Below are 11,866 nucleotides of genomic sequence, written 5' to 3'. Positions count from 1 at the left end.
GCAGGAGGTGCGGCATGACGGTGCACTGGACGGTGACCGTGGACTGCGCGGAGCCGCGGGCGGTCGCGGCGTTCTGGCGCGAGGCGCTCGGCTACGTCGACGCGCCGCCACCGGAGGGCTTCGGCTCGTGGGAGGAGTGGAACCGCACCTTCGGGGTCCCGGAGGAGGAGTGGGACGACGGCGCCTTCCTCGTCGACCCCGACGGCGCGCTCCCCCGGCTCTCGTTCCTCCGGGTGCCGGAGCGCAAGGTGGCGAAGAACCGGCTGCACCTCGACCTCCAGGTGAGCGGTGGCCGGCACCGGCCGGCGGACGAGCGACGGGCCGCGCTCGACGCCACCGTGCGCCGGCTGCTGGCGGCGGGGGGCTCGGTCCTCGCCGAGCACCACCACGACGGCGCGCTCGACCACGTCGTCGTCGCCGACCCGGAGGGCAACGAGCTCTGCGTCGTGTGAGCGGCGGCACCCGTCAGACGTCGAGCGAGACCGACACCGTCACGACGTCACCCAGCTCGACACCCTCGCGGCGGCGCACCGCGAGCTTGAGCGGCAGCAGGTAGCCGCCGTCCTTGGGGAAGAGCGAGGTCGTGAAGTCGCTGCCCCCGAGCCGTCCCGCCACCGGGATGCATCCCCAGCCGTAGGTCGCCAGCCGCGCGACCTCGTGGACGCGGGCCGCCTCGGCCTCGGGCAGGGCGACGAAGTGGTGCGGCGCCGGGCCGCGCCACTCCACGACCTCCCCCGTGAACTCCAGGTCCATCGCGCCAGCGTAGGACCGTCCCCGACCCCGCGCCCGTCGCGAACGCGTGTGAACTCGCCGGTCGTCCCCGGCGGTTTCACACGCGTTCGGGCAGAGGGAAGGGCGGCGGAGAGGTCGGGTCAGCGCCAGCGGGAGGAGGCGCTGAGCACCGCCAGCGCGGCCGGACCGGCGCTCGACGCCCGCAGCACGGTCGACCCCAGCCGCACCGTCCGCGCCCCGGCCGCCTCGAGGGCCGCGACCTCCTCCGGGGCGATGCCGCCCTCGGGCCCGACGACGACGAGCACGTCCCCGTCGCCCGGCAGGGCCACCCCGGCCAGCGGGGCCTCGGCGTCCTCGTGCAGCACGAGGACGAGGGCCGCGGCGTCCCGGGCGCGCTCGACGAGCCCCGCGGTGGTCACGGTCGGGCCGAGCACCGGCCGGCGGGTGCGCCGTGACTGCTTGGTGGCCGCGACGAGCACGGCGTCCCACTTGCGGCGGGCCTTCTCGCCGCGCTCCCCGCGCCACTGGACGATGCTGCGCGCGGCCTGCCACGGCACGACCTCGTCGACCCCGCACTCGGTCGCGGACTCGATCGCCTGGTCGTCACGCTCCCCCTTGGCCAGTGCCTGGACGAGGACGAAGCGCGGCGCGGGCTCGGGCTCGTCGCGGACCTCGTCGACGCGCAGGTCGAGGGCGTCGCGCTCGACCCCCACGACCTCCCCCTCGACGGCTCGTCCCGCCCCGTCGGCGAGCACCAGCCGTTCACCGACCCGGGTGCGCCGCACCGCCACCGCGTGCCGGCCCTCGGGTCCGTCGAGCCGCACGGCCGAGCCGGGGCCCACGGCGTCGAGGGTCCCGGCGGGGACGAGGTGGACGGGCAGCGTCATCGGGCTGGGTGCGTCGGACGAGCCGGGGTCAGCGGGCCTTGAAGGCGTCGCGCAGCTTGCCGAACAGGCCGCCGTCCGCGGGGTTGGCCATCTTCCCCTGCGGACGCTCCTCGCCGCGCAGGGCCGCGAGCCGCCGCAGCAGCTCCTCCTGCTCGCCGTCGAGCCTCGTCGGGGTCTGCACGCTCGTGTGGACGATGACGTCGCCGCGCCCACCGCCGCGCAGGTGCGTGACACCGAGGCCGCGCAGGGTCAGGGTGTCGCCGGACTGCGTGCCGCGCTTGATGTCGAGCTCCTGCGCCCCGTCGAAGGTGTCCATCGAGAGCGAGGCCCCGAGCGCCGCGGCCGTCATCGGCAGCTCGACGCTCGCGTGGAGGTCGTCGCCGCGACGCTGGAAGACCGGGTGCTTGCGGACCGCGACCTCGACGTAGAGGTCACCGGCCGGGCCGTTGCCGGGGCCGACCTCGCCCTCGCCGGCGAGCTGGATGCGGGTGCCGGTGTCGACACCGGCGGGGACGCGCAGGGTGAGCGTGCGGCGGGTGCGGACGCGGCCGTCGCCGCTGCACTCGTAGCAGGGGTCGGTGATGATCTGGCCGAAGCCCTGGCAGGTCATGCACGGACGGGTGGTCATCACCTGGCCGAGGAAGCTGCGCTGGACCTGGCGGATCTCGCCGCGGCCCTCGCAGACGTCGCAGGTGCGCGAGCCGGTGCCGGGCTGGCGGCCGTCGCCGTGGCAGGTGCCGCAGCCGACCGCGGTGTCGATGGTCAGCTCCTTCTCGCCACCGAACACGGCGTCGCCGAGGTCGATGTCGAGGCGGACGAGGGCGTCCTGACCGCGCGCGGTGCGCGAGCGGGGGCCGGCGTTCGGCCCGGCCGCCTGCCCGCCGAAGAAGGCGTCCATGATGTCGCTGAACGAGAAGCCCTGGCCGAAGCCGGCGGCGCCCCCCGAGTAGGGGTCGGCGCCCATGTCGTACTGGCGGCGCTTGTCGGCGTCGGACAGCACGTCGTAGGCCTGCGACACCTTCTTGAACTGCTCCTCGGCCTCGGGGCCGGGGTTGACGTCCGGGTGCAGCCGGCGCGCGGCCTTGCGGTAGGCGCGCTTGATGTCCTCGGGGCTCGCGTCGCGGGCGACGCCGAGGTCGGCGTAGTAGTCGTTCACGGGTGGGGGGTCCTCCGTGGGTCGGTGTGGTGGCGGGGTCCGCGCGGGTCAGTCCGCGAGGATCCGGGAGACGTAGGTGGCGACGGCGCGGACGGCGGCCATCGTCGAGGGGTAGTCCATGCGCGTGGGGCCGACGACGCCGAGCCCGGCGACGAGGTCGGTGCCCGACCCGTACCCGGTGCTCACCATCGACGTCGACTGCAGCCCGGCGTAGGGGTTCTCGTGCCCGATGCGCACCGCGAGGCTGCCGCCCTCCTCGGCGACCGTGCCGAGCAGGCGCAGGAGGACGACGTGCTCCTCGAGCGCCTCGAGCACCGGGCCGATGCTCGACGTGAAGTCGCCGCCGGCGCGGGCGAGGTTGGCCGTCCCGGCGAGCACGAGCCGCTCCTCACGCTCCTCGACGAGGGAGTCCTCGAGCGCGCCGACGACCGCCCGCACGACCGGTCGCGCCCCGTCCTCGAAGCACTCGGGGACGCCCGCGAGCTCGGAGGAGGCGTCGGCGAGGGTGCGGCCGGCCGTCGCCGAGTTGAGCTCGGTGCGCAGCGCCGACAGCACGCGCTCGCCGTCGTCGGTCGTCAGGTCGGCCGGGACCTCGATGACCCGCTGCTCGACCCGGCCGGTCGTCGTGATGAGGACGACGAGGAGCCGCCCGGGGCCGATCGGGACGAGCTCGACGTGGCGCACCGAGGAGCGCGACAGGGACGGGTACTGCACGACCGCGACCTGCCGGGTCAGCGACGCCAGCAGCCGGACCGTGCGGTCGACGACGTCGTCGAGGTCGACGGCCCCCTCGAGGAAGTGCGCGATCGCGCGCTGCTCGGCGGTCGACATGGGCTTGATCTGCGAGAGCCGGTCGACGAAGAGGCGGTAGCCGGCGTCGGTGGGCACCCGGCCGGCGCTCGTGTGCGGCGCGGCGATGAGGCCGTCCTCCTCGAGCGCGGCCATGTCGTTGCGCACGGTGGCCGCGGAGACGCCGAGGTGGTGGCGCTCGAGCAGCGCCTTGGAGCCGACCGGCTCGGAGGTGTGCACGTAGTCCTGGACGATGGCCCGGAGCACGCGCAGGCGGCGGTCCTCGCTCATCGGGGCTCCTCCTCGGGCGGCTCGTCGGGTCGGGCGGCACGGCGGGCTCTGGCACTCTCGCCGTCCGAGTGCCAATGCTACGTCGTCGCACCGTCACGCGCGAAAGCCGAGGGGCGCTCCCGCGTGCCGCTCCCGGCGACCGTCGCCGCCCGCGGCTAGCCTCGCGGCCGTGGTGGACAGGTACGGATCCGACGTGCTCTCGGGGGACTGGCGCGCTCCCCGGCGGGGGCGCTCGGTCGAGCTGCCGGCCGAGCCCGGCACGGTCGTCGAGGACGTCGAGACCGGATGGGTCGGCGCGGTCGTGCGCGTCGAGAAGGCCGGCGGCGTCCACGTCGTCCACCTCGAGGACCGGCGGGGCCGGACCAAGGGCTTCCGGCTCGGCCCGGGCTTCCTCGTCGACGGCTCCCCCGTGACCCTCGTCGCGCCGCGGGCCGCCGAGGCCCAGCGCCTCGCCGCCGCGAAGGCCGCGGGAACCCGGACGGCCAGCGGCTCGGTCGCGGTGCACGGGCAGCGCGCCCGCGTCGCGAGCGGCTCGCGCATCTTCGTCGAGGGCAAGCACGACGCCGAGCTCGTCGAGAAGGTGTGGGGGCACGACCTGCGCGTCGAGGGTGTCGTCGTCGAGATGCTCGACGGCGTCGACGACCTCACGGGCGCCATCCGCGACTTCGCCCCCGGCCCCGGCCGCCGGATGGGGGTGCTCGTCGACCACCTCGTGCCGGGCACCAAGGAGTCGCGCGTCGTCGACGAGGCGCGGGCGCTGCGGCCCTGGGCGCAGCACGTCCTCGTCGTCGGCCACCCCTACGTGGACGTCTGGCAGTCCGTGAAGCCCGGCCGCCTCGGGATGGACGCGTGGCCGGTCATCCCGCGCGGGACGTCGTGGAAGCACGGCATCGCCGCGCACCTCGGCTGGCCGCACGCGACCCAGGCCGACATGGCGCAGGCGTGGCGGCGGATCCTCGCCTCCGTCGACTCGTGGACCGACCTCGAGCCCGAGCTGCTCGGTCGCGTCGAGGAGCTCATCGACTTCGTGACGGCGCCCGAGTAGGCGTCAGCGGGCGGCCCGTGCGGCGGCGACGCCGACCTCGAGCCAGCCCGCCAGCGCGTCGTCGTCCTCGAGCACCGACGCGTGGACGTCGACCCACCCCCGGCTGGTCCGCCCCTTCATGACCATCGGCTCGACGCCGGGGCGGGCGACGAGCTCGTCGAAGCGCTCCGGACCGGTCCGCACGAGGAGGCCCCGGGACCCGACCGAGCACGCGAGCGCGCCGTCGACCAGGAAGGCCACACCCCCGAACATCCGCTTCTCCTCCGCGGGCGGCAGCGCCGCCCGGACCCGCTCGAGCAGCTCCACGGGCCCAGTGTGGCCCCGGCACCGGTGCCGGCGGTAGGGGTCGGCCCTGAGCGCACCCCGACCCGGACCCCGACATGCCCCCGGAACCCCTTGGGCCGCGCGGCCGTCGGGTGTTCGATGGTCCCAGACCCACTCCAGGAGGAAGAGATGAGCGAGAACACCCCTCGCGACGACGCCCCGCGCGACGAGCCCACGCAGATCGTGCCGCCGCCGCCGGCCGAGCCCCCGGCGCCCCCCGCCGCCCCCGCACCGACGCCCGGCTGGGAGACCCCGGCCGCGGGCGAGGTGCCCCCGCCCCCGCCGCGGCCCCAGTACGCGCAGCAGGCCCCGGGGCAGCAGCAGTACGCCCAGCAGCCGTACGGCCAGCAGCAGTACGGCCAGCCCCAGTACGCGCCCGCTGCCCCGCTGACCGCCCAGGAGGAGAAGACCTGGGCCCTGCTCAGCCACGCGGCCGGGCTCGTGGCGATGGTCATCAGCGCCGGGACCCTGGGCTTCGTCGGCAGCCTCGTCATCTACCTCGTCTACAAGGACCGCGGGCCGTTCGTGCGGGCGCACGCGGCGAACTCGCTCAACATCCAGATCACGACCGCCATCGGCGTCGTCGTCTCGGTCATCCTCATGTTCGTGCTCGTCGGATTCGTGACGATCTTCCTCGTCGGGATCTACGCGTTCGTCATGCACATCATCGGGATGGTCAAGGCGAACAACGGCGAGTGGTGGAACCCGCCGTTCACACCGCGCTTCGTCAAGTGACCCGCGGCTGACCCGGTCCGTACGCCGGCCGCTCCCCCGTCAGGGACCGAGCAGCCGGCGCACGACCGTGTCGGCGAGCAGGCGGCCGCGGAGGGTGAGGACGGCCCGCCGGTCGCGGACGGCGGCGGGTCCCTCGAGCAGCCCGTCGGCGACGAGACCGGCCACGGCCGTGCGGCCCGCGTCGTCGATCCGGCCGAGGTCGAGCCCCTCGCGCAGGCGCACCCCGAGGAGCACCTCCTCGTCGTGCCGCTGCTCGGCGGTGAGGACCTCGCGGGCCGCCGCCGGGGACTCGCCCGCTGCCAGCCGGGCCGCGTACGCGCGCGGGTGCTTGACGTTCCACCAGCGGACGCCGCCGACGTGCCCGTGCGCCCCGGGACCGACGCCCCACCAGGCGTCGCCCCGCCAGTAGCCCTCGTTGTGACGGCACCGGTCGGCCGGCGTGCGTGCCCAGTTGCTCACCTCGTACCAGCCGTAACCCGCCTGCGCGAGAACCGAGTCGGCGAGCTCGTACTTGTCCGCCTCGTCGTCGCCCTCGGGCTCGGGCAGCTCGCCGCGGGCCACCTGCCGGGCCATCCGCGTGCCCTCCTCGACGACGAGGGCGTACGCCGAGACGTGGTCGGGCTCGAGCGCCAGCGCGGCCTCGAGGCTCGTGCGCCAGTCGTCGAGCGACTCCCCGGGGGTGCCGTAGATGAGGTCGAGGCTCGTCGCGAGGCCGGCGGCGCGCGCGGCGGCGACGGCCTGCCCGACCCGCGCCGGGTCGTGCGTGCGGTCGAGGGTGGCGAGGACGCTCGGGACGGCGCTCTGCATCCCGAGGCTCACCCGCGTGAACCCACCCGCCGCGAGGGTCTCGAGGCCCTGCGGCGTCACCGAGTCGGGGTTGGCCTCGGTCGTCACCTCGGCGCCGTCGGCGAGCCCGAACCGCTCGCGCACGCCGTCGAGGAGCCGCACGAGGTCGTGCGCCGGCAGGAGGGTCGGCGTCCCGCCGCCGACGAACACGGTGTCGACGACCGGCGCGGCAGCGCCGAGCACCCGGGCGGCGAGGTCGAGCTCGGCCAGCGCGGTGCCCGCGAAGTCCTCGGTCGACGCGCCGGGCCCCAGCTCGGTCAGCGTGTAGGTGTTGAAGTCGCAGTAGCCGCAGCGCACCGCACAGAAGGGCACGTGGAGGTAGAGGCCGAACCGTCCGTCGGCGAGGCGGGCGAGCGCGTCGGCGGGCAGCTCGCCGGAGGCCGGCGCGGGGTCGCCGTCGGGCAGTCGGGGCACGCCCTCATCGTGTCACCCGGTGCCGGGCGGACCGACCGCACCTCCCGGGCGCACCAGCCCGCTCTCGTACGCCCGCACCACGAGCTGAGTGCGGTCCCGGAGCCCGTTGGCGGTGAGGACGTCGCTCACGTACCCCTTGACCGTGGCGGTCGACAGGGACAGCCGCTCGGCCACCTCGGCGTTCGTCAGCCCGGCGGCCACGAGGCGCGCGACGTCACGCTGTCGATCGGTGAGACGCATCCCGGGCGACCGCCGCGCGCCGCCCACCGCGAGCCGCTCGTCGACGAGTCGCCGCAGGATGGACGGCGCGAGGACGAAGTCACCGACAGCGACGGCCCGGACGGAGGCGTGGAGCCGCTCGCGGCTGGAGCTCTTGAGGAGGAAGCCCGAGGCCCCGGCGCGCAGGGCCGCCGTGACCGCCTCGTCCGTCTCCATCGTCGTGAGCACGAGCACGGTCGACGGGACCCGGGCCGCGACGATGCGACGGGTCGCCTCGACGCCGTCGACCTGCGGGAGGCGCAGGTCCATGAGGACGACGTCCGGGCGCTCGCGGAGCGTCACGGCCACGGCCGCGGCACCGTCCGCCGCGGTGCCGACGACGACGAGGTCGGGTGCCGCGCCGAGCACGGCCACGAGCCCGTCGCGCACGAGCTCCTCGTCGTCGACGACGACGACCGTGGTCACGACGCCACCGCCCGGGCGCGGGCGGGGAGGTCTGCCCGGACGACGAAGCGGTCGTCGACCGGGCCCGCTGAGAACTGGCCGCCGAGCGCCTCCACCCGGGCGCGCAGCCCGACGAGACCCCGACCCGAGCCGCCGTACGACGACAGACGGGGACGGGCGCCGCGGCTCGCCACGCTGACGTGGGCCGTCCCGCCGTGGTGCCGGACCACGACGTCCACCACCGGCTGGTCGGCGTGCCGCAGCGCGTTCGTCACCGCCTCCTGCACGACCCGCAGGGCGCAGCGGTCCACCTCCGGGTCGAGGACCGGCACGGTCCCCTCCGTGGTGACTCTGACCTCGAGCCCGGCCGCCCGTGCCCCCTCGACGAGCCCCGGCAGGCCGGCGAGCCCGACGGCGGCCACCGGGACGTCGTCGAGGAGCCCGAGCAGGCGGTGCAGCTCGGCGAGCGCCTCGCGGCTCGCGGCCGCGATGGCCTCCAGCGACCGGGCCGCACCCTCCGTGTCGCGTGGCAGCCGGGCGCTCCCTGCCTCGGCCTGGACGGCGATGAGCGTCACCGCGTGCGCCACGACGTCGTGCAGGTCCCGGGCGATGCGTGCGCGCTCCTCGGCCGCCACCGCGCCGAGCTCGCGGGTCAGCGCCTCGCGCTGCACCTCGAGCACGTCGATGGTGCGCGCCCGGCGGCGGACCGACCATCCGAGGGCTGCGGGGACGACGACGAAGAAGACGAGGGTGGCGGGCAGGTTGGACAGCGAGTCGGAGGGGTCGACGGCGACCGACACCGAGGCCGCGGCGGCCACGACGGCGGCGCCGCGCCCCGCCCGTCGGGCCGGGGCGTGGGCGTAGGCCGAGTACGAGAGCACGACGAGGGCGACGAGCACCGCGACCTCGTCGGGCGACTCGAGGAGCAGCGACTCCGCCAGGAGGACGCAGGCGGCCCAGGTGCAGGCGGCGATCGGGTGCCGGACGCGCACGAGGAGAGCCAGGACGACGAGGGTGGCGAGGACGGCCCGCGCCCCGGGGTGCGGGGCCGACGTGCGGAGGGTGTCGAGCCCGGCGGCCGTGGCCAGTCCGACCGCGAGCGCCGCGTCCCACGGCGAGACCGTGTCGCGCACCCACCCCCGCACCCGGTCCATGGGCGAACGCTAGACCCGCGGCGGGGTGGGCGACACCCTCTCGCGGAGGGGGTGCAGCGCCCCCCGAGGCGGGTCCGTCCGGTCCCGGGACCGTGGTGCGCGACGCCGGGTCGGGACGACGGTGATGGCCTCGACCCACCGGACCCAGGAGCCCGCCATGACCCTTTCCGCCCTCACCCGTCACCGCGGCGAGCGCACCGACGACCGCGTTCCCCGCCGCCGGCCCTCCGCCACCGTGCTGGCCGGGCCCGTGCTCGTCCTCGTCTCCGAGCTCGTCGCCCCGCGCTTCCCGGCCGGTCTCGACGCCACCGGGGAGGCCGCCTTCCTCCTCGCCCACACGGGCCGGTTCACGGCGAGCGGGCTGCTCGGGGCCCTCGCCGGGATGCTCCTCGTCGCCGGCTTCACGCTCGTCGGCGCCGGGGCGCACGGACGGGGGCGACGCACGCTGCGGACCGCCTCGGTCCTCGGGGCCCTCGGCGGCCTGGGACTGGTCATGCACCACACGCTGACGCTCACGCTCACGGAGGTGCTCTCTGGCGGGGTCCCCGCCACCGCGCTCGAGCGGCTGGAGGAGGGCCCGACGGCGGCGGTGTCCATCCTCGCGCTGCTCCTCGGCGTCTCGCTCGCAGTGCTCCTGCTCGCCGCCGGCGTCGCACGCGCCGGGCGTGCCGGCCGCGCCGGGTGGTGGCTCGTCGCGCCGGCCGTGCTCGCCGTCGCGGCGGACTTCTCCCCCAGCGCGTGGAACACCGTCGGCTGGGCGGTGCTCGCCATGCCGGTGTTCGCGGCGGCGGCCCGACCCGGTCCGGACACCCTGATCCGTGGCTGAGCGGCGGCCGGGCCCGAACGCGTCCGGGTGTCGACCTACGATGACGAGGTGACAGACCGCTGGATCCACCTCGACGGGCTCGTCAACATGCGCGACCTCGGCGGGCTGCCGACCCGCGACGGCCGCACGACCATGCCGGGGCGGCTCATCCGCTCCGACAACCTCCAGGACCTCAGCGACGCCGACGTCGACCGGCTGGTGCGCGAGCTCGGCGTCAGCGACGTCGTCGACCTGCGCACGGAGGCCGAGGTGCGCGTCGAGGGTCCGGGGCCGCTGCACGCCGTGGGGTCGCTGACCCACCACCACCACTCGCTCATCCCGGAGCGCCGCCCGAGCGAGAGCCTGCGCGACACCGCCGAGCGGGCGCTGCCGTGGAGCGAGGACGAGCCCGAGCGCGACGCCGCCTTCTGGGCCAAGCACTACCTCGGGTACCTCGCCAAGCGGCCGGAGGCCGTGGCGGCCGCGCTCGACGTCGTCTCCCGCGCGAGCGGCGCCGCGGTCGTGCACTGCGCGGCCGGCAAGGACCGCACCGGCACGGTCGTCGCGATGGCCCTGTCGGTGGCCGGCGTCCCGCGCGAGGAGATCGTCGCCGACTACGTCCTGACCGCCGAGCGGCTCGAGCAGATCGTCGGCCGGCTCAGACCGCGGCCGGTGTACGGCGAGGCGCTGGCGCGCCAGAGCCTCGAGGACCAGCGGCCCCGCGCGGAGTCGATGGAGGCCATCCTCGACGCCGTCGACGAGGGCTGGGGCGGGGCGGCCGACTGGCTGCGCGCCCAGGGCTGGTCGGACGCCGACGTCGAGCGCTTGCGCGACCGCCTCACCCTCGACTGAGACCGGTCGCGTTCAGCGCGAGGGACGTTCGCTGACGTAGATGGTGATGACACCCTCGACCACCACCGTGCCGTCGGTGCGCAGGGCCCGCACGCGCACCGGGACGTCACCCGACGCGCCGACATCCCACTCGGCCGGCGAGGTCTCGGCCACGCAGAGCAGGTCGGTCGTCGACTTCGCGAGGTAGCGCACCTCCATCCCCCGCGGGATCCAGCGGTGGGTGGTCGGAGTGGTCGCCTCGGCGAGCAGGCCCATCGCCGCCTCGAGACCGTTGCACACGGCGATGGCGTGCACGGTGCCGAGGTGGTTCTGGACGCCCCAGCGCTTGGCCACGACGAGCTCGGCGTGGTGAGGACGCATCTCGCGCACCCGGGGACGCAAGGTGCGGAAGTAGGGCGCCTTGAGCGCGAAGAGCACCGAGAAGGCCTCCCGTCCGAGGGGTCGGGCGGCGAGGCGACGGTAGAGCGCGTGGGTGTCGGTCACCCCGCTGATGTTACCCACGGGTAGCGACGGGGCCCTCGGTAGCGTGGCGCCGGTGACCTCTCCCCTGCCCGGGCAGCCCGGCTTCGTCGCTCCCGCCCCGTCGGACCGTCCTCGCTTCACCCGCCGGGCCGTGCGTGTGCTCCTGCTCGACGAGGACGACCGCGTGCTGCTCATCGAGGACTCCGACCTCGGGCTCGACCCCGTCGCGCACTGGTGGAACACGCCCGGCGGCGGAGTCGACCCCGGCGAGAGCGACGCCGAGGCGGTCGTGCGCGAGCTGCACGAGGAGACCGGCCTGCGGGTCACGGAGGCCGACCTCGAGGGACCGCTGCTGGAGCGACGCGTCCTGCACGGGTGGAGCGACAAGGTCGTCGACCAGGAGGAGACCTTCTGGGCGGTGCGCGTCCCGACGTTCGAGGTCGACACCTCCGGCCACACCGAGGAGGAGCGGATGACGGTCGTCGGCCTGACGTGGTGGGACCTCGACGCGCTCGAGGCCACCGGCGACCTCGTCTGGCCCGTCGGCCTGCGCGCCCTCGTCGCCCTGGCCTCCGACCGCGACCGGTGGCGCGACGCGGCCGTCGACGGCGGGCGGGTGGAGGAGTCGACGGTCCCCGTCGACCCCCACGCCGGCTGACCGTCCCTCCGGCGTCCTCCCCCTCCCGCGCGCCCGCACGATGGCGTCGTCCT

15 protein-coding genes are annotated in these 11,866 nt (G+C 75.6%); 6 read left to right on the top strand and 9 right to left on the bottom strand.

Features of this window, described 5'->3' with window-relative positions:
• Nucleotides 1–14: 14 nt before the first annotated feature.
• Nucleotides 15–452: a VOC family protein gene (locus LG324_RS09865; protein WP_404347457.1), complete on the top strand. Its 438-nt coding sequence runs from the start codon at nt 15–17 to the stop codon at nt 450–452.
• A 13-nt stretch (nt 453–465) separates the two neighbouring features.
• Here LG324_RS09865 and LG324_RS09860 read toward each other — a convergent pair whose 3' ends face one another.
• The 4 genes from LG324_RS09860 to hrcA all read right to left on the bottom strand — a co-directional run bounded on the left by LG324_RS09860 (nt 466) and on the right by hrcA (nt 3,855).
• On the bottom strand, nt 466–753 hold the full coding sequence (locus tag LG324_RS09860) for a DUF1905 domain-containing protein (protein WP_030529292.1): 288 nt from the start codon (nt 751–753) through the stop codon (nt 466–468).
• Nucleotides 754–872: 119 nt separating this feature from the next.
• Nucleotides 873–1,619, bottom strand: a complete 747-nt coding sequence (locus LG324_RS09855; RefSeq protein ID WP_030529291.1) for a 16S rRNA (uracil(1498)-N(3))-methyltransferase — start codon at nt 1,617–1,619, stop codon at nt 873–875.
• 28 nt (nt 1,620–1,647) lie between these two features.
• Complete coding sequence (dnaJ, locus tag LG324_RS09850; RefSeq protein ID WP_404347454.1) at nt 1,648–2,775, bottom strand: molecular chaperone DnaJ; 1,128 nt, start codon at nt 2,773–2,775, stop codon at nt 1,648–1,650.
• A 48-nt stretch (nt 2,776–2,823) separates the two neighbouring features.
• Nucleotides 2,824–3,855 (bottom strand): heat-inducible transcriptional repressor HrcA, encoded by a 1,032-nt coding sequence (gene hrcA / locus LG324_RS09845; protein WP_404347452.1) that lies wholly within the window; start codon nt 3,853–3,855, stop codon nt 2,824–2,826.
• A 169-nt stretch (nt 3,856–4,024) separates the two neighbouring features.
• Between hrcA and LG324_RS09840 the strand changes: the two genes are divergently transcribed.
• A complete protein-coding gene (locus LG324_RS09840; RefSeq protein WP_404347450.1) occupies nt 4,025–4,900 on the top strand; it encodes a DUF3097 domain-containing protein in 876 nt (291 codons plus the stop codon).
• Between the two features lie 3 nt (nt 4,901–4,903).
• Here LG324_RS09840 and LG324_RS09835 read toward each other — a convergent pair whose 3' ends face one another.
• The gene (locus tag LG324_RS09835) at nt 4,904–5,206 is read right to left on the bottom strand and encodes a TfoX/Sxy family protein (RefSeq protein ID WP_404347448.1); all 303 of its coding nucleotides are present in this window, start codon (nt 5,204–5,206) and stop codon (nt 4,904–4,906) included.
• Nucleotides 5,207–5,353: 147 nt separating this feature from the next.
• Here LG324_RS09835 and LG324_RS09830 point away from each other — a divergent pair, with 147 nt between their 5' ends.
• Complete coding sequence (locus LG324_RS09830) at nt 5,354–5,959, top strand: DUF4870 domain-containing protein (RefSeq protein ID WP_404347445.1); 606 nt, start codon at nt 5,354–5,356, stop codon at nt 5,957–5,959.
• Between the two features lie 39 nt (nt 5,960–5,998).
• On the opposite strand, the gene hemW is transcribed toward LG324_RS09830, so the two are convergent.
• The 3 genes from hemW to LG324_RS09815 are packed head-to-tail and all read right to left on the bottom strand — an operon-like array spanning nt 5,999 to nt 9,036.
• A complete protein-coding gene (gene hemW / locus LG324_RS09825) occupies nt 5,999–7,219 on the bottom strand; it encodes a radical SAM family heme chaperone HemW (RefSeq protein ID WP_404347443.1) in 1,221 nt (406 codons plus the stop codon).
• A 12-nt stretch (nt 7,220–7,231) separates the two neighbouring features.
• Nucleotides 7,232–7,903 carry a response regulator transcription factor gene (locus LG324_RS09820; RefSeq protein WP_030529284.1) on the bottom strand — a complete coding sequence of 224 codons (672 nt, stop codon included), beginning with the start codon at nt 7,901–7,903 and terminating at the stop codon, nt 7,232–7,234.
• Nucleotides 7,900–9,036: a sensor histidine kinase gene (locus tag LG324_RS09815; protein WP_404347440.1), complete on the bottom strand. Its 1,137-nt coding sequence runs from the start codon at nt 9,034–9,036 to the stop codon at nt 7,900–7,902. Before LG324_RS09815 ends, LG324_RS09820 begins: the two co-directional genes overlap by 4 nt.
• A gap of 157 nt (nt 9,037–9,193) precedes the next feature.
• On the opposite strand from LG324_RS09815, the gene LG324_RS09810 reads away from it, so the two are divergent.
• The gene (locus LG324_RS09810) at nt 9,194–9,862 is read left to right on the top strand and encodes a hypothetical protein (RefSeq protein WP_404347438.1); all 669 of its coding nucleotides are present in this window, start codon (nt 9,194–9,196) and stop codon (nt 9,860–9,862) included.
• A gap of 48 nt (nt 9,863–9,910) precedes the next feature.
• The gene (locus tag LG324_RS09805; protein ID WP_404347436.1) at nt 9,911–10,693 is read left to right on the top strand and encodes a tyrosine-protein phosphatase; all 783 of its coding nucleotides are present in this window, start codon (nt 9,911–9,913) and stop codon (nt 10,691–10,693) included.
• Nucleotides 10,694–10,705: 12 nt separating this feature from the next.
• On the opposite strand, the gene LG324_RS09800 is transcribed toward LG324_RS09805, so the two are convergent.
• Nucleotides 10,706–11,176, bottom strand: coding sequence for a hotdog fold domain-containing protein (locus LG324_RS09800; RefSeq protein WP_404347433.1), 471 nt, complete (start codon nt 11,174–11,176; stop codon nt 10,706–10,708).
• Nucleotides 11,177–11,228: 52 nt separating this feature from the next.
• Here LG324_RS09800 and LG324_RS09795 point away from each other — a divergent pair, with 52 nt between their 5' ends.
• Complete coding sequence (locus tag LG324_RS09795; protein WP_404347431.1) at nt 11,229–11,813, top strand: NUDIX hydrolase; 585 nt, start codon at nt 11,229–11,231, stop codon at nt 11,811–11,813.
• The last annotated feature ends 53 nt before the right edge of the window (nt 11,814–11,866 follow it).

The sequence above is a fragment of the Phycicoccus jejuensis genome (assembly GCF_044797865.1).
GTDB lineage: Bacteria > Actinomycetota > Actinomycetes > Actinomycetales > Dermatophilaceae > Phycicoccus > Phycicoccus jejuensis.
Note: the sequence above shows the minus strand (reverse complement) of the source record. Positions and strands in the feature narration are given on the sequence as shown.

What these genes read in the sequence shown, in the direction of transcription:
- LG324_RS09865 (WP_404347457.1), top strand. Translation starts at nt 15, where the DNA reads ATGACGGTGCACTGGACGGTGACCGTGGACTGCGCGGAGCCGCGGGCG.
- LG324_RS09860 (WP_030529292.1), bottom strand. Translation starts at nt 753, where the DNA reads ATGGACCTGGAGTTCACGGGGGAGGTCGTGGAGTGGCGCGGCCCGGCG.
- LG324_RS09855 (WP_030529291.1), bottom strand. Translation starts at nt 1,619, where the DNA reads ATGACGCTGCCCGTCCACCTCGTCCCCGCCGGGACCCTCGACGCCGTG.
- hrcA (WP_404347452.1), bottom strand. Translation starts at nt 3,855, where the DNA reads ATGAGCGAGGACCGCCGCCTGCGCGTGCTCCGGGCCATCGTCCAGGAC.
- LG324_RS09830 (WP_404347445.1), top strand. Translation starts at nt 5,354, where the DNA reads ATGAGCGAGAACACCCCTCGCGACGACGCCCCGCGCGACGAGCCCACG.
- LG324_RS09815 (WP_404347440.1), bottom strand. Translation starts at nt 9,036, where the DNA reads ATGGACCGGGTGCGGGGGTGGGTGCGCGACACGGTCTCGCCGTGGGAC.
- LG324_RS09810 (WP_404347438.1), top strand. Translation starts at nt 9,194, where the DNA reads ATGACCCTTTCCGCCCTCACCCGTCACCGCGGCGAGCGCACCGACGAC.